Below are 14979 nucleotides of genomic sequence, written 5' to 3' on the forward strand. Positions count from 1 at the left end.
GCAGGCACAAAAAAGCCCCGCATCGCGGGGCTTTTTTCATACTGCGCTGAAATCAGGCGCTGGCCTTGCTGGCCGCGTCCTTGATCAGGGTTTGCAGTTCACCCTTCTCGAACATCTCGACCATGATGTCGCTGCCGCCGACCAGTTCACCACCGACCCACAGCTGCGGGAAGGTCGGCCAGTTGGCGTACTTCGGCAGGTTGGCGCGGATTTCCGGGTTCTGCAGGATGTCGACGTAGGCGAACTTCTCGCCACAGGCCATCACCACCTGCGCCGCCTTGGCGGAAAAGCCGCACTGCGGAGCATTCGGCGAGCCTTTCATGTACAGCAGAATGGTGTTGTTGGCGATCTGCTCTTTGATGGTTTCGATGATATCCATGGGGCACCTCGGCACTGAACTTCCCGACTCACCGGTCGGCACGATGGCGGCATTGTAACGGAAAGCCGGGCGCCATGCTCGGCCTCCGCTCTACCCCGCTTAGAACCTGTTTCGGTTCTCGCGAGCTAGAGCGAGACAAGGCAAAAACAGCCGAAGAAGCGCAGTTTACGAGTTGTAAATGAGCATTCTGAGGCTGTTTTTAACGCCGTATCGCCGACGCGCAGCAGATCCGAGACAGGTTCTTAGGCGGCTTCGACCTCCACTGGCACGCCATTGAGGGCAGCATTGCCGGACAAGGCGTCGAGTTGGCGCTCATCGGTGAGGTCGTTGGCGCTGGCCCCGGGCTGGGCCATGGCGATCTCCATCTGCACGCCCGGGCGGCGGTGGCCCCAGCCATGCGGCAGGCTGACCACCCCGGGCATCATCTCGTCACTCGCCGCCACTTCCACTTCGACGATCCCGACCCGCGAACGCACGCGCACCAACTGGCCATCGCTCAGGCCGCGCCGGTCGAGGTCCTCGGGGTGCATCAGCAACTGATGCCGCGGCTTGCCTTTCACCAGCCGGTGATAGTTGTGCATCCAGGAGTTGTTGCTGCGCACGTGGCGGCGGCCGATCAGCAGCAATTCGCCGGACTTCGGCGTCTTGACCGCGGCAAAGCGCTGCAGATCGGCGAGCAGCAGTGCCGGCGCCGCCTGCACGGTTTTATCGGCGGTTTTCAGACGCCCCGCCAGGTTCGGCTGCAGGGCACCGAGGTCCAGGCCGTGGGGATAATCGCGCAGGCCGGCCAGCGACAGCTTGTGCTCGCCGCGCTCGCCATAGGGACCGGCGCGCAGACCCATGTCGATCATCTGTTCGGGCGCCAGGGTCGGCTTCAGCTCGCCCCCAGTCTTGGCGGCGAAGGCCCGGGCCAGGCCGACGAAGATTTCCCAGTCATGCAGAGCACCCTGCGGTTTATCCAGCACCGCCTCGTTGAAGCGGGTGACGTTGCGCACGGCGAACAGGTTGAAGGTGGTGTCGTAGTGGTCGTGCTCCAGCGGCGCCGTTGGTGGCAGAATCAGATCGGCGTAGCGCGTGGTTTCATTGATGTAGAAGTCGATGCTGAGCATGAACTCCAGTCCGTCCAGCGCCTGCTCCAACTGCCGGCCATTGGGCGTCGACAGCACTGGGTTGCCGGCCACGGTCACCAGCGCGCGGATCTGTCCCTCGCCCGGGGTCAGCATCTCCTCGGCCAGCGCCGCGACCGGCAGTTCGCCGCCGAATTCCGGCAGCGCCGACACGCGGCTCTGCCAGCGGTTGAAATGCCCCCCGGCGGTGGTCGCCACCAGATCCACGGCGGGCAAGGTGCACAGCGCCCCGCCCGCCCGATCGAGGTTGCCGGTCACCAAATTGATCAGTTGCACCAGCCACTGACAGAGGGTGCCGAACGCCTGGGTCGACACGCCCATGCGCCCGTAGCACACGGCCTTGTCGGCGGCGGCGAAGTCGCGCGCCAGTTGGCGGATCTGCTCGGCCGGCACCCCGCAACGGGTGCTCATGGCCTCGGGGTCGAAGGCCGCGATGGCCTCGCGCACCGCGTCGACACCGTCAGTGTCCAAGTGGCTGGCGCGGGTCAGGTTTTCCTCGAACAGGGTGTTGAGCACGCCCAGCAACAGCGCAGCATCCTGGCCGGGCCGCACGAATAGATGCTGGTCGGCGATGGCCGCCGTCTCGGTGCGCCGCGGGTCGACCACCACCAGCTTGCCGCCGCGCGCCTTGAGCGCCTTCAGGCGCTTCTCCACATCCGGCACGGTCATGATGCTGCCGTTGGAAGCCAGCGGGTTGCCGCCGAGGATCAGCATGAAGTCGGTGTGGTCGATGTCGGGAATCGGGATCAGCAGGCCGTGGCCGTACATCAGGTGGCTGACCAGATGATGCGGCAGCTGATCCACCGAGGTCGCCGAATAACGGTTACGGGTCTTCAGCTGGCCGAGAAAATAGTTGCTGTGGGTCATCAGCCCATAGTTGTGCACGCTGGGGTTGCCCTGGTAGACGGCCACCGCGTTCTGTCCGTGACGGGCCTGGATCTCGCTCAGGCGCTCGGCGACCAGAGCGAAGGCCTCATCCCAGTCGATCGCCTGCCATTCATTGCCGACCCGGCGCATGGGGCGGCGCAGGCGGTCGGGGTCGTTCTGGATGTCCTGCAGGGCCACGGCCTTGGGGCAAATGTGGCCGCGGCTGAAGCTGTCCTGGGCATCGCCCTTGATCGACAGGATGTGCTGTGCGCCATCGTCCTGACGCTGGGTCTCGATGCTCAGACCGCAGATGGCTTCGCACAGATGGCACGCACGGTGATGGAGGGTCTTGGTCATGGCCACGCCTCATTATTGGATTCGAGACGACCGGTCGGGTCGGCGGAAAATGACTATGGCGCCAGACCGACTGCTACGCCACAAGCGTTCGTCTTATGAATCAAGCCCCATCAGGCGTGCCGATTTATCCCGGTCAACGCCGGGCTTGCGGCGCAAACCGGTGAATAATGCCCGCCGAGACGATCAAGCCATCGCATTAATCATTCAAAGTGCGTATCTTTGCCCCACTGTGCTGCATGTGTAACCGCGACTCGCTACTTGGTGTTTAGATTTCGATCCAACCCTGTGCACGAATGCGCTAACTCTCATTGCACTCAGTACTGGCGGGGCACAGGCCTGCGCTGCAACTCACTTCGTTTCAAGGAACAACACCATGGCAAATCGCGAAAACGGCACCGTTAAATGGTTCAACGATGAGAAAGGCTTCGGCTTCATCACCCCGAGCAACGGCGGCGCTGACCTGTTCGTGCACTACAAAGCTATCCAGACCCAAGGCTTCAAGAGCCTGAAAGAAGGCCAAGCTGTTTCTTTCGTAGCCGTTAAAGGCCAGAAAGGCATGCAAGCTGAGGAAGTTCAGGTGGTCTAATCCCCCCCTGATCGAAAAAGCCCTGCCAACTGGCGGGGCTTTTTTATGTCCGTTCGTTCGCCCAAGGCCGGCTGGAAACAAGTCTAAATCGCACCGGGTTTGCCAAGCCGTTGAGCCGCAGTGTACAAATGCTCCCCTTCCGCGGAGCCGACAGCCGTGCCGGTATGGCTTGTGGTAGCGGAATCGAGCATTGCATCATTCCAGGCCATCCGCCTGCAGGCCGCATAGCGACTGAAGCTCGATAGCGTGGCGCGACATTTTTTTATAAGATCGCGCCTTCCCCAGTTCGTCGCCCGGTGCGGCCCCAAGCCGTCGGTCCCGCCTGTTTTCCCCGCAAAACCTGGCTTCTGGACCGGCGCAAGCGTTGTACAAAGGTAGTGAATAATGAGCGCCAGACACTTTCTCTCGCTAATGGACTGCACGCCCCAGGAACTCAACGGCCTGATTCGGCGTGGCATCGAGTTGAAGGACTTGCGCAACCGCGGTGCGCTCTATGAGCCGCTGAAGAACCGCGTGCTAGGGATGATCTTCGAGAAAGCCTCGACCCGCACCCGCCTGTCCTTCGAGGCCGGAATGATTCAACTGGGCGGCCAGGCGATCTTCCTCTCGCCGCGTGATACCCAACTCGGCCGTGGCGAGCCGATCAGCGACAGCGCGATCGTCATGTCGCGCATGCTCGACGCGGTGATGATCCGCACCTTCGCCCACAGCACCCTCACCGAATTCGCCGCGCATTCGCAGGTGCCGGTGATCAATGGCTTGTCGGACGACCTGCACCCCTGCCAGCTGCTGGCGGACATGCAGACCTTCCTCGAACAGCGCGGCAGCATCCAAGGCAAGACCGTGGCCTGGATCGGCGACGGCAACAACATGTGCAACACCTATATAGAGGCCGCCATCCAGTTCGACTTCCAGCTGCGCGTGGCCTGCCCGCAAGGCTATGAACCGAAAGCCGAATTCCTCGCCCAGGCCGGCGAGCGCGTGACCATTGTCCGCGACCCGCGTGAGGCGGTGGCCGGCGCCCATCTGGTGAGCACCGACGTGTGGACCTCGATGGGCCAGGAAGAGGAAGCCGGCGCGCGCCTGCAGCTGTTCCGCCCTTATCAGGTCAATCGTGCCCTGCTCGACCAGGCCGCCGCCGAGGTGATCTTCCTGCACTGCCTGCCGGCCCATCGCGGCGAGGAAATCAGCCAGGACCTGCTCGACGACCCGCGCTCGCTGGCCTGGGATCAGGCGGAGAACCGGCTGCACGCACAGAAGGCGCTGCTGGAAATGCTCGTCGAGCCGGCCTACCACCACGCATGAAACCGCTGCTGCTGAGCCTGCGCAATCTGGCTTGCGGTTACCGCGAGCAGAAGATCGTGCAGAACCTCAATCTGCACCTCAACGCCGGCGATATCGGCTGCCTGCTCGGCCCCTCCGGCTGCGGCAAGACCACCACGCTGCGCGCCATCGCCGGTTTCGAGCCGGTGCTCGAGGGTGAAATCACCCTGGCCGGCGAGGCGATCTCCCGCGCCGGCTTCACCCTGGCCCCGGAGAAGCGCCGGATCGGCATGGTGTTCCAGGATTACGCGCTGTTCCCGCACCTGTGCGTGGCCGACAACGTCGCCTTCGGCATCCGCCAGCACCCCGAACGCAAACGCATCACCGCCGAGCTGCTGGAGCTGGTCAAGCTCGGCAACCTGGGCAAACGCTATCCCCACGAACTCTCCGGCGGCCAGCAGCAACGCGTGGCCCTGGCCCGCGCGCTGGCGCCGGAACCGCAGCTGCTGCTGCTCGACGAGCCGTTCTCCAACCTCGATGGCGAACTGCGCCGGCGCCTCAGCCATGAGGTGCGCGACATCCTCAAAGCGCGCGGCACCAGTGCCATCCTGGTCACCCACGACCAGGAGGAGGCCTTCGCCGTCAGCGATCACGTCGGCGTGTTCAAGGAAGGCCATCTGGAGCAGTGGGACACGCCCTACAACCTCTACCACGAGCCGCTGACGCCCTTTGTCGCCAGCTTCATCGGTCAGGGCTATTTCATTCGTGGCCAGCTGCTGAGCCCGGAAGCGGTACAGACCGAAATGGGCGTGATCCGCGGCAATCGTGCCTACACTTGGCCGACCGGCAGTGCGGTGGACGTGTTGCTGCGTCCGGACGACGTCGTCTATGCCCCGGAAAGCGAACTGCAGGCACTAATCGTCGGCAAGACCTTCCTCGGCGCCGCCACCCTCTACCGCCTGCAACTGCCCACCGGCACCCTGCTGGAATCGATCTTCCCCAGCCATGCCGACCACCTGCCCGGGGCCCAAGTCGGCATCCGCATCGCAGCCGACCATCTGGTGGTATTCCCTGCGCAAGGCAGCGTCGCCACCCATATCAACCTGGGCGACTCCGGGGTACGCCGCTACACCACCACGACCTGATCGCGACCGGCGTTTTTAGCCTGGTACAGGGCGCTGTCGGCACGCAGCAGGGTGTCTTCCCAGGCTTCCACCGGGCGGTAAGCGCTGATGCCGATCGACAGGCTCAGTTGCAGGTCGGGACAGTCCTGCCACTGGGTGGCACGCACGGCCTGGCGCAGGCGTTCAACCATCAGCTCGGCGCCCGTCACGTCGGTGCGCGACACCAGTAAAAGAAACTCCTCGCCCCCCAGCCGGGCGACAAAGTCGACATCGCGCACGACCCGGCGCAACAGCTGCGCCAATTGCTTGAGCACCGCGTCGCCATTCGCATGGCCGAAGCGGTCATTGACCGTCTTGAACAGATCCAGATCCAGCAGGCAGAGGACGAAGCCGTAGCTGCCGCGATCGGCCAGCGCCTTCTGCTGGGCCAGCAGGTCGTTGGCGAAGCGGCGGTTGTACAGCCCGGTCAGCTCATCGGTGATCGCCAGCAGCTGAATGCGCTCGAGGGCCTGCTGCAGATCGCGGTTACGCTGTTGCAGCGAGCTGCGCAGACTGCTCATTTCCAGGCCGAGAATCGACACCCCGAGCAGTAGCACCAGGAACTCCACGGCCTGGATCAACTCGACCCGCAACTCGATGGCGGCGCCCCGCAGCCACAGGCTGGCGAGCAGCACCGCATAGCAGGCCACGGTGAACAGGCCGATGCGCACGAAGCCGCCGAGGCGCAGGCGGAAGGCGCCGAACATCATCACCACCAGCGCCATCATCAGGAACAGAGAACGCAGGTGGTCGACGAAATAGGCGCTGAAGAACACCACGCCGATCCCCCAACACATTTGCACCATGGTCAGGCTGGGATCGCGCAAGCGCAGGTTGAGGTTGAGCCAGATCGCCAGCAGGAACAGCACGCAACTGCTCAGCACCACGAAGCTGAGCACCAGCATGCCGCCCAGGCTCAGGGACATGAACCCGGCAGCGAATGCCAGCCAGCACAGCAGCAGCTGCAGGATTAAAGCGGTGCTGGCCAGCAGGGTACGCCGCAAGCGCAGCAGTTGATCACGGGGAGGCGCCGTCATCGAGAATCCTTATCGACCTGCGGTAACTGCCCGGCAGTATAGCCAGAGCGTCCCGCCGGCCAAGCCTCACGATAGACGGGTTCAGAACCTGTTTACGACCTCGCGAGCTAGAGCCAGAGGCGCAACGCAGCGAAGCGGAGTAACAGCCGAAGGCTGGCCCGCAGGGCGAGCGCAGCGAGTAAATCGGGCGAAGAAGCGGAGTTTACGAGCTGTAAATGAGCATGACTCGCTGCACTCGCCCCTTCGGGGCCGCACTGAAGTGCGTTAGCCGTAAGCGGCTTCTGAGCCCGATTTCAACGCCGGATGGCCGACGCTCAGCAGAGCGTAAACAGGTCTTCAGTCGAGCCAGAGCTGGCCGCTGGCAACCCGTAGCGCCTGGCCGGCGATCTTCACCCGCTCGCCGGCCAGGCCACAGAACAGCTCGCCGCCGCGTGCCGAGCACTGGAAGGCGTGCAGTTGCGCCTTGCCCAGGCGCGCGGCCCAGTAGGGAATCAGGCTGCAATGGATGGAGCCGGTCACCGGGTCCTCATCGATGCCGATCGCCGGGGCGAAATAGCGCGAGACGAAGTCATGCCGCTCGCCCGGTGCGGTGACCATCACCCCCAGCCAGGGCAGCCGCGCCAGCGCCGGCAGATCCGGCTGGCAGGCGCGCACGCGCTGCTCGCAGTCGAGGACCACCATCAGTTCCTTGCCGGTGTCCAGCACCTCCACCAGCGGCATGCCCAGCGCCTGCTGCAGCTCGGCCGGGGCGTCGATGCGCCGGGGCGGCAGGCACGGGAAGTCGAGCACCAGGCGCCCGTCTTCGCGGCTGACGCTGAGCGGGCCGGACTGGCAGCTGAAGTCGAGGCGCTGACCCGGCTCGCCATACAGCTCGAACAGCACATAGGCGCTGGCCAGGGTGGCGTGTCCGCAGAGCGGTACCTCGGTGGTCGGGGTGAACCAGCGGATGTGCCAGACCGCCCCTTCTTTCACCAGAAAAGCGGTTTCCGCCAGGTTGTGCTCGGCGGCGATGCGCTGCATCAGCGCTTCATCCAACCAGGCGTCGAGGCGATAGACCATCGCCGGATTGCCGCTGAACGGACGCTGGGTGAAGGCATCGATCTGGTGGAAGTCGAGGTGCATGGTGGTACTCATAAGGGCAGGACGGTCACCCAGCATGCCGTAACCAGGCCGGCCTCGCCCGCTACAGTCCGCGAGTATTGCGCCGCAACAGCTGGCTACCAGTCTTCGCGTACGCCGTAGCGGGCCAACAGCGCCTGCAAGCGGCCGTTTTGGCGATAGCGTTGCAGCCCGGCCTCGAACAGCGCCACATAGCGCGGGCTGGACGCCAGCGTCGGCGAGAAGGCCAGGTAGATTGGTAAATCCGGGCTGCGGCAGCCGGCCTGCCACAGCTGCGCCGGCGGCTGCCGCCGGGCCAGGTGGCTCGCCATCACCCGGCTGTTTTCCAGGGTGACATCGACACGCCCGCGCAGCAGCTTGGCGACATTGGTCGCCAGGGCCCGATCGCCGGCGGCGGTCTGCACCTTGGCCGGCTCATGCTGATGGTGGCGGATGTAGTCATCCAGATCGGGGCCGTAGCTGTAGCCGTTGATCACGCTGAGACGAACATCGGCCAGGGAGTCCACTCCCTGATAACGCCAGGCGCTGTCCGGCTTGACGTAAAAGCAGGTGCGCGAGATGGCTGGCGCGCTGGCGCTGAAGAGAAAGTCAGGGGCATCCTCGCGACCGGCGCCGATCAGCGCATTCGCCCGGCCCTGACGCACCGCGTGGATGGCGCGCGCCCAGTTGACCGTCTGGTATTCCACCGTGATCCCGGCTTCGGCGAAGATCTGCTGGGCCAGTTCGACCAAGATGCCCGGCTTGTCGGCAGCCGCCGCGCAATTGATTGGACACCAGACATCCGCGGTAATGACCAGGGTTTCGGCCCGGGCCGCCACCATCGACAGGCCGGCGAGCAACAGCGCCGACACGCGACCGAAGCCTGGGAATCGCTGCCTCTCTGCCACCACCCTCTCCCTGGATTCAATCGTCCCCAGATTACCGGCTCAAGCGCCGCTGCGCACCCGCTGCACGGCATCCAACCAGCCGGCGTAGAGCGTGTCGCGATGGGCGGCAGCCATCCGCGGGGTGAAGCGTTGCTGGCGGTGCCAGTGGCTGGCGATCTGGTTCAGGTCGGCATACAGCCCGGCTTGCAGACCGGCCAGATAGGCGACACCGAGCGCCGTGGTTTCGGTGACCTCCGGGCGCTCCACCGGCACGCCGAGGATGTCGGCGAGGAACTGCATGACCCAGTTGTTCTCCACCATGCCGCCGTCCACCCGCAGCGCGCTGGGTGCGGCGGCGCCGTCCTGGCGCATGGCCTCGAGCAGGTCGCAGGTCTGGTAGCAGACCGACTGCAGGCCGGCGGTGACGATCTCCTTGATCCCGGTATCGCGAGTCAGACCGAAGATCGCCCCGCGCGCCTTCGGGTCCCAATACGGCGCGCCCAGGCCGGTGAAGGCCGGCACCAGGTAGACGCCGCAGGCATCGCCGGTCTGCTCGGCCAGCGCCTCGCTGTCACGTGCGTGACTGATCAGCTTGATGCCGTCGCGCAGCCATTGCACCGCCGCCCCGGCGACGAAGATGCTGCCCTCCACCGCATAGGTGACCTGACCACCGAGGCGGTAGCCGACGGTGGTCAGCAGGCGGTTCTTCGAGGTCACCGGCTGGCTGCCGGTGTTCTGGATCATGAAGCAGCCGGTGCCGTAGGTGCTCTTGACCATGCCGGCTTCGAAGCAGGCCTGGCCGATCAGCGCGGCCTGCTGGTCGCCGGCCATGCCCAGCACTGGGATGCTGGCACCGAGCAGGCTGGCGTCGGTGCGGCCGAAATCGGCGGCGCAGTCGAGCACCTCGGGCAGCAGGCCGCGCGGGATGTCGAACAGCGCGAGCAGCTCGTCGTCCCACTGCTGGCTGTGGATGTTGAACAGCAGGGTGCGCGAGGCGTTGGTGGCATCGGTGCGATGGGCCTGGCCGCCAGTCAGACGCCAGAGCAGGAAGCTGTCCACCGTGCCGAAGCGCAGCTCGCCGCGCTCGGCCCGTTCGCGGGCGCCAGGCACGTTGTGCAAGATCCAGCGCAGCTTGGTGGCGGAGAAGTAGGGATCGATCAGCAGCCCGGTCTTGGCCGCCACCGTCGCCTCATGCCCGGCGGCCTTGAGTTCGGCGCAGTAGTCGGCGGTGCGGCGGTCCTGCCAGACGATCGCCGGGTGGATCGGCGTGCCGGTTTGCGCGTCCCACACCAGGGTGGTCTCGCGCTGGTTGGTGATGCCGATGGCGGCGATCTCGGCGGCGTTCAGGCCGCTCTGTTGCACGGCTTCGCGGCAGACCTTGAGGGTCGTCAGCCAGATTTCCTCGCCGTCGTGTTCGACCCAGCCGTCCTTGGGGAAATACTGCTTGAACTCCTGCTGGGCACGCGCCACGGGCAGGCCCTGGGCGCTGAAGACGATGGCGCGGCTGCTGGTGGTGCCCTGGTCGATGGCAAGCAGGTATTGGGGCATGGCAGTTCCTTGTTGTTATCTGCTGGAGCGCTGTAACGGGATGGATCGCTGTTGGGTATCGCTGCGCTCAACCCAACCTACAAAAACACACTACGCAGGATGGGCTGAGCAACGCGATACCCATCGCCGACGCTTGGCTCCTGGCACCATCCGTTGGGCTTCGCTGCGCTCTGCCCAACCTACTCCTCACTCCCGGCCGATCGCGGCGAAGGTCGCCTGGGTGTGCTGCGCCAACGTGGCCGCCGCCAGCTCCACCTCCAGGCCCCGTCGGCCGGCGCTGACGTAGATGCTCGGATGGCTCTGCGCCGATTCGTCGATAAAGGTGCGCAGACGCTTCTTCTGCCCCAGCGGGCTGATGCCGCCGAGCAGGTAGCCCGTCGCTCTTTGCGCGGCGGCCGGATCGGCCATGTCGGCCTTCTTCACGCCGGCGGCGTGGGCCAGGGCCTTGAGGTCGAGGCTGCCGGCCACCGGCACCACCGCCACCAGCAACTCGCCCTTCTCGCTCGCCGCCAGCAGCGTCTTGAACACCCGCGCCGGTTCCAGGCCGAGCTTTTCCGCCGCTTCCAGGCCATAGGACGGCGCCTTGGGGTCGTGGCTATAGCTGTGCACCCGGTGCTCAGCCTTGGCTTTCTTCAACAGATCGATGGCAGGCGTCATGTTCGATAGTGAAAATTATTTGATCGGATCGGCCTACCTTAGCCGCAAATCTTCCTAGGCGACAGCCTATAATCCGGCAAAAAACAGGAAGCCCGCATGAACCTGGCGCCCCGACAGCAGAGCATCCTCGACCGCGCCCGCGAGCGCGGCTACGTCAGCATCGACGAGCTGGCCCAGGCCTTCGCCGTCACCCCGCAGACCATCCGCCGCGACATCAACCAGCTGGCCGAGCGCGGCCTGCTGCGGCGCACCCACGGTGGCGCCGCCAGCGAGGCCTCGAGCATCCACAACACCGCCTACGCCATGCGCGCCGGGCAGATGCGCGAGGAGAAACAGCGCATCGCCGAGGCCATCGCCACGCAGATTCCCGACCACGCCTCGCTGTTCATCAGCATCGGTACCACCACCGAGGCGATCGCCCGCGCCCTGCTCAACCATCGCGGCCTGAAGGTGATCACCAACAACCTGCACGTCGCTGCCCAGCTCAGCGCCCAGGCCGATTTCGAGGTGCTGGTGGCCGGCGGCACGGTGCGCAGCGATGGCGGCGTGGTCGGCCAGGCGGCGGTGGATTTCATCCAGCAATTCAAGGTCGACTTCGCCCTGGTGGGCATCAGCGGCATCGACGAAGACGGCAGCCTGCTCGACTTCGACTACCAGGAAGTGCGCGTGTCCCAGGCGATCATCCACAACGCACGGCAGGTGCTGCTGGCCGCCGACTCGAGCAAATTCGGCCGCAACGCCGTGGTGCGCCTGGGCTCCATCGCCCTGGTCCACCAGTTGTTCACCGACAGTCCACCACCCACCGCCATCGCCCGTCTGCTGGCCGAGCAGAAGATCCAGCTGCATCTGGTCTGAGCGCTCCGCCCATGTAGCAGTTGTACGAATTGCACCGCACCGCACCGAACCGCTCGACGAATAGCCGCTCAGCCTACTCGCCAGCGCAGCTTTGCCGGGCTACTATTTTCGGAAACGAACATCATAAAGTTCACTTCCAATAGTCGAGGCCTGCGATGGGCGCACATCACCACCACACCGCTCCCGTTGCCGAGGTCTACGACCTCGTGGTGATTGGCGGCGGCATCAACGGCACGGGGATCGCCGCCGATGCGGCCGGGCGCGGTCTATCGGTGTTCCTTTGCGAACAGCACGATCTGGCCCAGCACACCTCTTCGGCCAGCAGCAAGCTGATCCACGGCGGCCTGCGCTACCTCGAACATCATGAATTCCGCCTGGTCCGCGAGTCGCTGGCCGAGCGCGAAGTGCTGCTGGCCAAGGCACCGCATATCATCCGGCCGCTGCGTTTCATCCTCCCCCATCGCCCGCACCTGCGCCCGGCCTGGATGATCCGTGCCGGCCTGTTCCTCTACGACCATCTGGGCAAGCGCGAGAAGCTGCCGGCCTCGCGCGCCCTGCGCTTCGGCGCCGGCAGCCCGCTGAAGGCGGAGATCACCCGCGGCTTCGAGTATTCCGACTGCGCAGTGGACGACGCCCGCCTGGTGGTGCTCAACGCCATGGCCGCGCGCGAACAGGGCGCGCATGTGCACACCCGCACCCGCTGCGTCAGCGCGCGGCGGCGCAAGGGCCTGTGGCATCTGCATCTGGAGCGCGAGGACGGCAGCCGCTATTCGATCCGCGCCCGCGTGCTGGTCAACGCCGCCGGGCCCTGGGTGGCGAGCCTCCTCGAAGACGGCCTGAAGCAGCCGTCGCCCTACGCCATCCGCCTGATCCAGGGCAGCCACATCATCGTGCCGCGCCTGCATGATGACGAGCAGGCCTACATCCTGCAGAACGAGGACCGCCGCATCGTCTTCGTCATTCCCTACCTCGAGCGCTTCAGCCTGATCGGCACCACCGACCGCGAGTACCACGGCGATCCGGCCACGGTGCAGATCAGCGACGCGGAGATCGACTACCTGCTGCAGGTGGTCAATACCCACTTCAAGCGCCCGCTGGCGCGCGCCGATATCCTGCACAGCTTCGCCGGCGTGCGCTCGCTCTGCGATGACGAGTCGGTCGATCCGGCGGCGGTGACCCGCGACTACACCCTGGCGCTGAACGGCCAGCCCGCCGAGGCGCCGCTGCTGTCGGTGTTCGGCGGCAAACTGACCACCTACCGCAAGCTAGCCGAAACGGCACTGGCGCAGCTGGCACCGTACTTCCCGCAGATGCGCCCGGCCTGGACCGCCAGCGCCCCGCTGCCCGGCGGCGAACAACTCGGCGACCCTGCGGCGCTGGCGGAAACCCTGTGTCAGCGGCATGGCTGGCTGGATGGCGCGCTGGCCCGGCGCTGGGCGCACAGCTATGGCAGCCGCTGCTGGAAGCTGCTGGACGGCGTAAGCACGCTGGACGACCTCGGCGAACACCTGGGCGGCGGCCTCTATGCCCGCGAAGTGGACTACCTGTGCCGCGAGGAGTGGGCGCTGCAGGCCGAGGACATCCTCTGGCGGCGGACCAAGCTCGGGCTGTTCCTCAGCCCGATGCAGCAGACACGCCTGCGCCACTACCTACACGCCGAACATCCGCCACGGCCGCAGGGAATGCGAGCGGCTTAGATCAGGCGCTTAGCGCCGGTTCACGAGCTGGGTCCCCCGCCCCCCACCTGGGAAAAGGGATGGGGGCTTCTACGCGCTCTATAGCCCCGTTCTGGATGTTGCTCAAAAGACCGTGAACACGGGCTCTTAAGCCAAGGTCTGCAGCCGCACCTCCAACTCGGCGATACGCTCCTGCAGCGCCTGCAGTTGGGCGCGGCTGGCGCTGATGTCGTCGATCACGCTGATCAGGTGCTCGGGCGTGCCGTCCTGCGGGTTGCGCTGCAGCGAGGTCTTGACGTTGGCCCAGATGTAGCGGCCGTCCTGGCGGCGGAAGCGCTTCTCCATGGCGTACATGGCGATCTCGCCGGCCAGCAGGCGTTGCAGCTGCTGCAGGTTGGCGTCGAGATCGTCGGGGTGGGTGAGGTCCTGGAAGGTCAGGCCGGCCAGTTCCTCGGCGCCGTAGCCGAGCAGGTCGCACAGCGAGTCGTTGACCCGCAGCCAGCGGCCGTCGAGGCCGATATAGGCCATGGCGCCGCAGGCCAGCTCGAAGATCGCGCGGAAGCGCTCCTCGCTCTTGCGCAAGGCGTCCTCGGCGGTCTTGCGCGCGGTGTTGTCCATGCTGATGCCGACCATCTTCACCGAGCGCCCGGCGCTGTCCTTGACCACCGTGGCGCGCGAGGAAATCCAGCGCAGCTCGCCGTCCGGGCGGAAGATGCGGAAGTCGAACTCGCAGCTCTCGCCGGCGGCGATGACCTCGCGGTACATCGCCTCCATGGCGGCCACGTCCTCGGCCGGCAGGTGCGGCCAGAAGTCCTCGTTGCGCGTCACCGCCCAGCCGTACACGTCCTCGACATTGGCCGAGTAGGTGACCTCGTCGGTGATCAGGTTCCATTCCCAGGTGACGATCCGCGCGTTCTCCTGGGCCAGCTTCATGCGCGCTTCGCTTTCCATGATCTCGGCGGTGTACTTGCGCCGCACGTCGGTCATCGGCAGCTCGACCACTTCGGTGGTCTGCACATCGCGCAGGGCTTCCTCGCCGTAGCGCAGCCAGATCCAGTTGACCTTGAGGAAGCGCGCCAGCTTGCGCAGGTTGTCGTAGTCGATCTCGCCGCCGCGCGTCCATTTGTGCACGGCGGTGCGCGAGATGCCCAGCGCGGTGCCCACCGCCTGCAAGGTCAGCTTGTGGTGTTCGAGCAGTTCCTTGAGGCGGAAGGCGAAGCTGTTTTCCATCATGACGGTTCGATCCACTGACACGCTGAACTGGCCGGTTAGTATACCCGCGCGCCGGAACCGCGGCCCGCATCCGGGCTACGACCTGATTCGTAGGATGGGTTGAGCCTGCGATACCCATCGAACCGCCATGATGGGTATCGCTGCGCTCAACCCATCCTACCGACCTTCACCCCTCTCCCGTTTACGGGAGAGGGGCCGGGGAGAGGGTGAATCGGCCGGCGCCGACCTGAACGCCCGCCCCTCTCC

Annotated in this window: 13 protein-coding genes; 5 read left to right on the forward strand and 8 right to left on the reverse strand. The window is 65.5% G+C overall.

The features are described 5' to 3' along the window. Positions 1-52: 52 nt before the first annotated feature. On the reverse strand, positions 53-379 hold the full coding sequence (gene grxD / locus D3880_RS16505) for a Grx4 family monothiol glutaredoxin (protein WP_119894516.1): 327 nt from the start codon (positions 377-379) through the stop codon (positions 53-55). Positions 380-621: 242 nt separating this feature from the next. Beyond that, positions 622-2730 carry a molybdopterin oxidoreductase family protein gene (locus D3880_RS16510; RefSeq protein ID WP_119894517.1) on the reverse strand — a complete coding sequence of 703 codons (2109 nt, stop codon included), beginning with the start codon at positions 2728-2730 and terminating at the stop codon, positions 622-624. 373 nt (positions 2731-3103) lie between these two features. On the opposite strand from D3880_RS16510, the gene D3880_RS16515 reads away from it, so the two are divergent. From D3880_RS16515 to D3880_RS16525, 3 genes are all read left to right on the forward strand, one after another. After that, complete coding sequence (locus D3880_RS16515; protein ID WP_119894518.1) at positions 3104-3316, forward strand: cold-shock protein; 213 nt, start codon at positions 3104-3106, stop codon at positions 3314-3316. Between the two features lie 384 nt (positions 3317-3700). Then, entirely contained in the window at positions 3701-4621 is a 921-nt protein-coding gene (gene argF / locus D3880_RS16520) for an ornithine carbamoyltransferase (RefSeq protein ID WP_119894519.1), read from the forward strand. After that, on the forward strand, positions 4618-5724 hold the full coding sequence (locus D3880_RS16525) for an ABC transporter ATP-binding protein (protein ID WP_119894520.1): 1107 nt from the start codon (positions 4618-4620) through the stop codon (positions 5722-5724). The genes argF and D3880_RS16525 overlap by 4 nt, the downstream gene beginning before the upstream one ends. Here D3880_RS16525 and D3880_RS16530 read toward each other — a convergent pair. From D3880_RS16530 to ybaK, 5 genes are all read right to left on the reverse strand, one after another. Beyond that, positions 5706-6779, reverse strand: a complete 1074-nt coding sequence (locus tag D3880_RS16530; RefSeq protein WP_119894521.1) for a GGDEF domain-containing protein — start codon at positions 6777-6779, stop codon at positions 5706-5708. The genes D3880_RS16525 and D3880_RS16530 overlap by 19 nt on opposite strands. 336 nt (positions 6780-7115) lie before the next feature. Continuing rightward, positions 7116-7901 (reverse strand): PhzF family phenazine biosynthesis protein, encoded by a 786-nt coding sequence (locus tag D3880_RS16535; protein ID WP_119894522.1) that lies wholly within the window; start codon positions 7899-7901, stop codon positions 7116-7118. 95 nt (positions 7902-7996) lie between these two features. After that, positions 7997-8785 (reverse strand): substrate-binding periplasmic protein, encoded by a 789-nt coding sequence (locus D3880_RS16540; RefSeq protein ID WP_238474365.1) that lies wholly within the window; start codon positions 8783-8785, stop codon positions 7997-7999. A gap of 39 nt (positions 8786-8824) precedes the next feature. Next, positions 8825-10312, reverse strand: a complete 1488-nt coding sequence (gene glpK / locus D3880_RS16545; protein WP_119894523.1) for a glycerol kinase GlpK — start codon at positions 10310-10312, stop codon at positions 8825-8827. A gap of 186 nt (positions 10313-10498) precedes the next feature. Further along, on the reverse strand, positions 10499-10969 hold the full coding sequence (ybaK, locus tag D3880_RS16550) for a Cys-tRNA(Pro) deacylase (protein WP_119894524.1): 471 nt from the start codon (positions 10967-10969) through the stop codon (positions 10499-10501). A 96-nt stretch (positions 10970-11065) separates the two neighbouring features. Here ybaK and D3880_RS16555 point away from each other — a divergent pair, with 96 nt between their 5' ends. Together D3880_RS16555 and glpD are read left to right on the forward strand one after the other, a co-directional pair. Further along, positions 11066-11824: a DeoR/GlpR family DNA-binding transcription regulator gene (locus D3880_RS16555; RefSeq protein ID WP_119894525.1), complete on the forward strand. Its 759-nt coding sequence runs from the start codon at positions 11066-11068 to the stop codon at positions 11822-11824. Positions 11825-11979: 155 nt separating this feature from the next. After that, on the forward strand, positions 11980-13521 hold the full coding sequence (gene glpD, locus D3880_RS16560; RefSeq protein ID WP_119894526.1) for a glycerol-3-phosphate dehydrogenase: 1542 nt from the start codon (positions 11980-11982) through the stop codon (positions 13519-13521). A gap of 126 nt (positions 13522-13647) precedes the next feature. Here the strand turns inward: glpD and D3880_RS16565 are convergent, their stop codons facing one another. Beyond that, entirely contained in the window at positions 13648-14733 is a 1086-nt protein-coding gene (locus D3880_RS16565) for a helix-turn-helix domain-containing protein (RefSeq protein ID WP_119894527.1), read from the reverse strand. Between the last annotated feature and the right edge of the window lie 246 nt (positions 14734-14979).

It is taken from the genome of Pseudomonas cavernae (assembly GCF_003595175.1).
Taxonomy (GTDB): domain Bacteria; phylum Pseudomonadota; class Gammaproteobacteria; order Pseudomonadales; family Pseudomonadaceae; genus Aquipseudomonas; species Aquipseudomonas cavernae.

Bases quoted from the DNA above. Each gene is read 5' to 3' on its own strand.
- grxD (WP_119894516.1), bottom strand. From the start codon at position 379: ATGGATATCATCGAAACCATCAAAGAGCAGATCGCCAACAACACCATT.
- D3880_RS16510 (WP_119894517.1), bottom strand. From the start codon at position 2,730: ATGACCAAGACCCTCCATCACCGTGCGTGCCATCTGTGCGAAGCCATC.
- D3880_RS16515 (WP_119894518.1), top strand. From the start codon at position 3,104: ATGGCAAATCGCGAAAACGGCACCGTTAAATGGTTCAACGATGAGAAA.
- argF (WP_119894519.1), top strand. From the start codon at position 3,701: ATGAGCGCCAGACACTTTCTCTCGCTAATGGACTGCACGCCCCAGGAA.
- D3880_RS16525 (WP_119894520.1), top strand. From the start codon at position 4,618: ATGAAACCGCTGCTGCTGAGCCTGCGCAATCTGGCTTGCGGTTACCGC.
- D3880_RS16530 (WP_119894521.1), bottom strand. From the start codon at position 6,779: ATGACGGCGCCTCCCCGTGATCAACTGCTGCGCTTGCGGCGTACCCTG.
- D3880_RS16535 (WP_119894522.1), bottom strand. From the start codon at position 7,901: ATGCACCTCGACTTCCACCAGATCGATGCCTTCACCCAGCGTCCGTTC.
- glpK (WP_119894523.1), bottom strand. From the start codon at position 10,312: ATGCCCCAATACCTGCTTGCCATCGACCAGGGCACCACCAGCAGCCGC.
- ybaK (WP_119894524.1), bottom strand. From the start codon at position 10,969: ATGACGCCTGCCATCGATCTGTTGAAGAAAGCCAAGGCTGAGCACCGG.
- D3880_RS16555 (WP_119894525.1), top strand. From the start codon at position 11,066: ATGAACCTGGCGCCCCGACAGCAGAGCATCCTCGACCGCGCCCGCGAG.
- glpD (WP_119894526.1), top strand. From the start codon at position 11,980: ATGGGCGCACATCACCACCACACCGCTCCCGTTGCCGAGGTCTACGAC.
- D3880_RS16565 (WP_119894527.1), bottom strand. From the start codon at position 14,733: ATGATGGAAAACAGCTTCGCCTTCCGCCTCAAGGAACTGCTCGAACAC.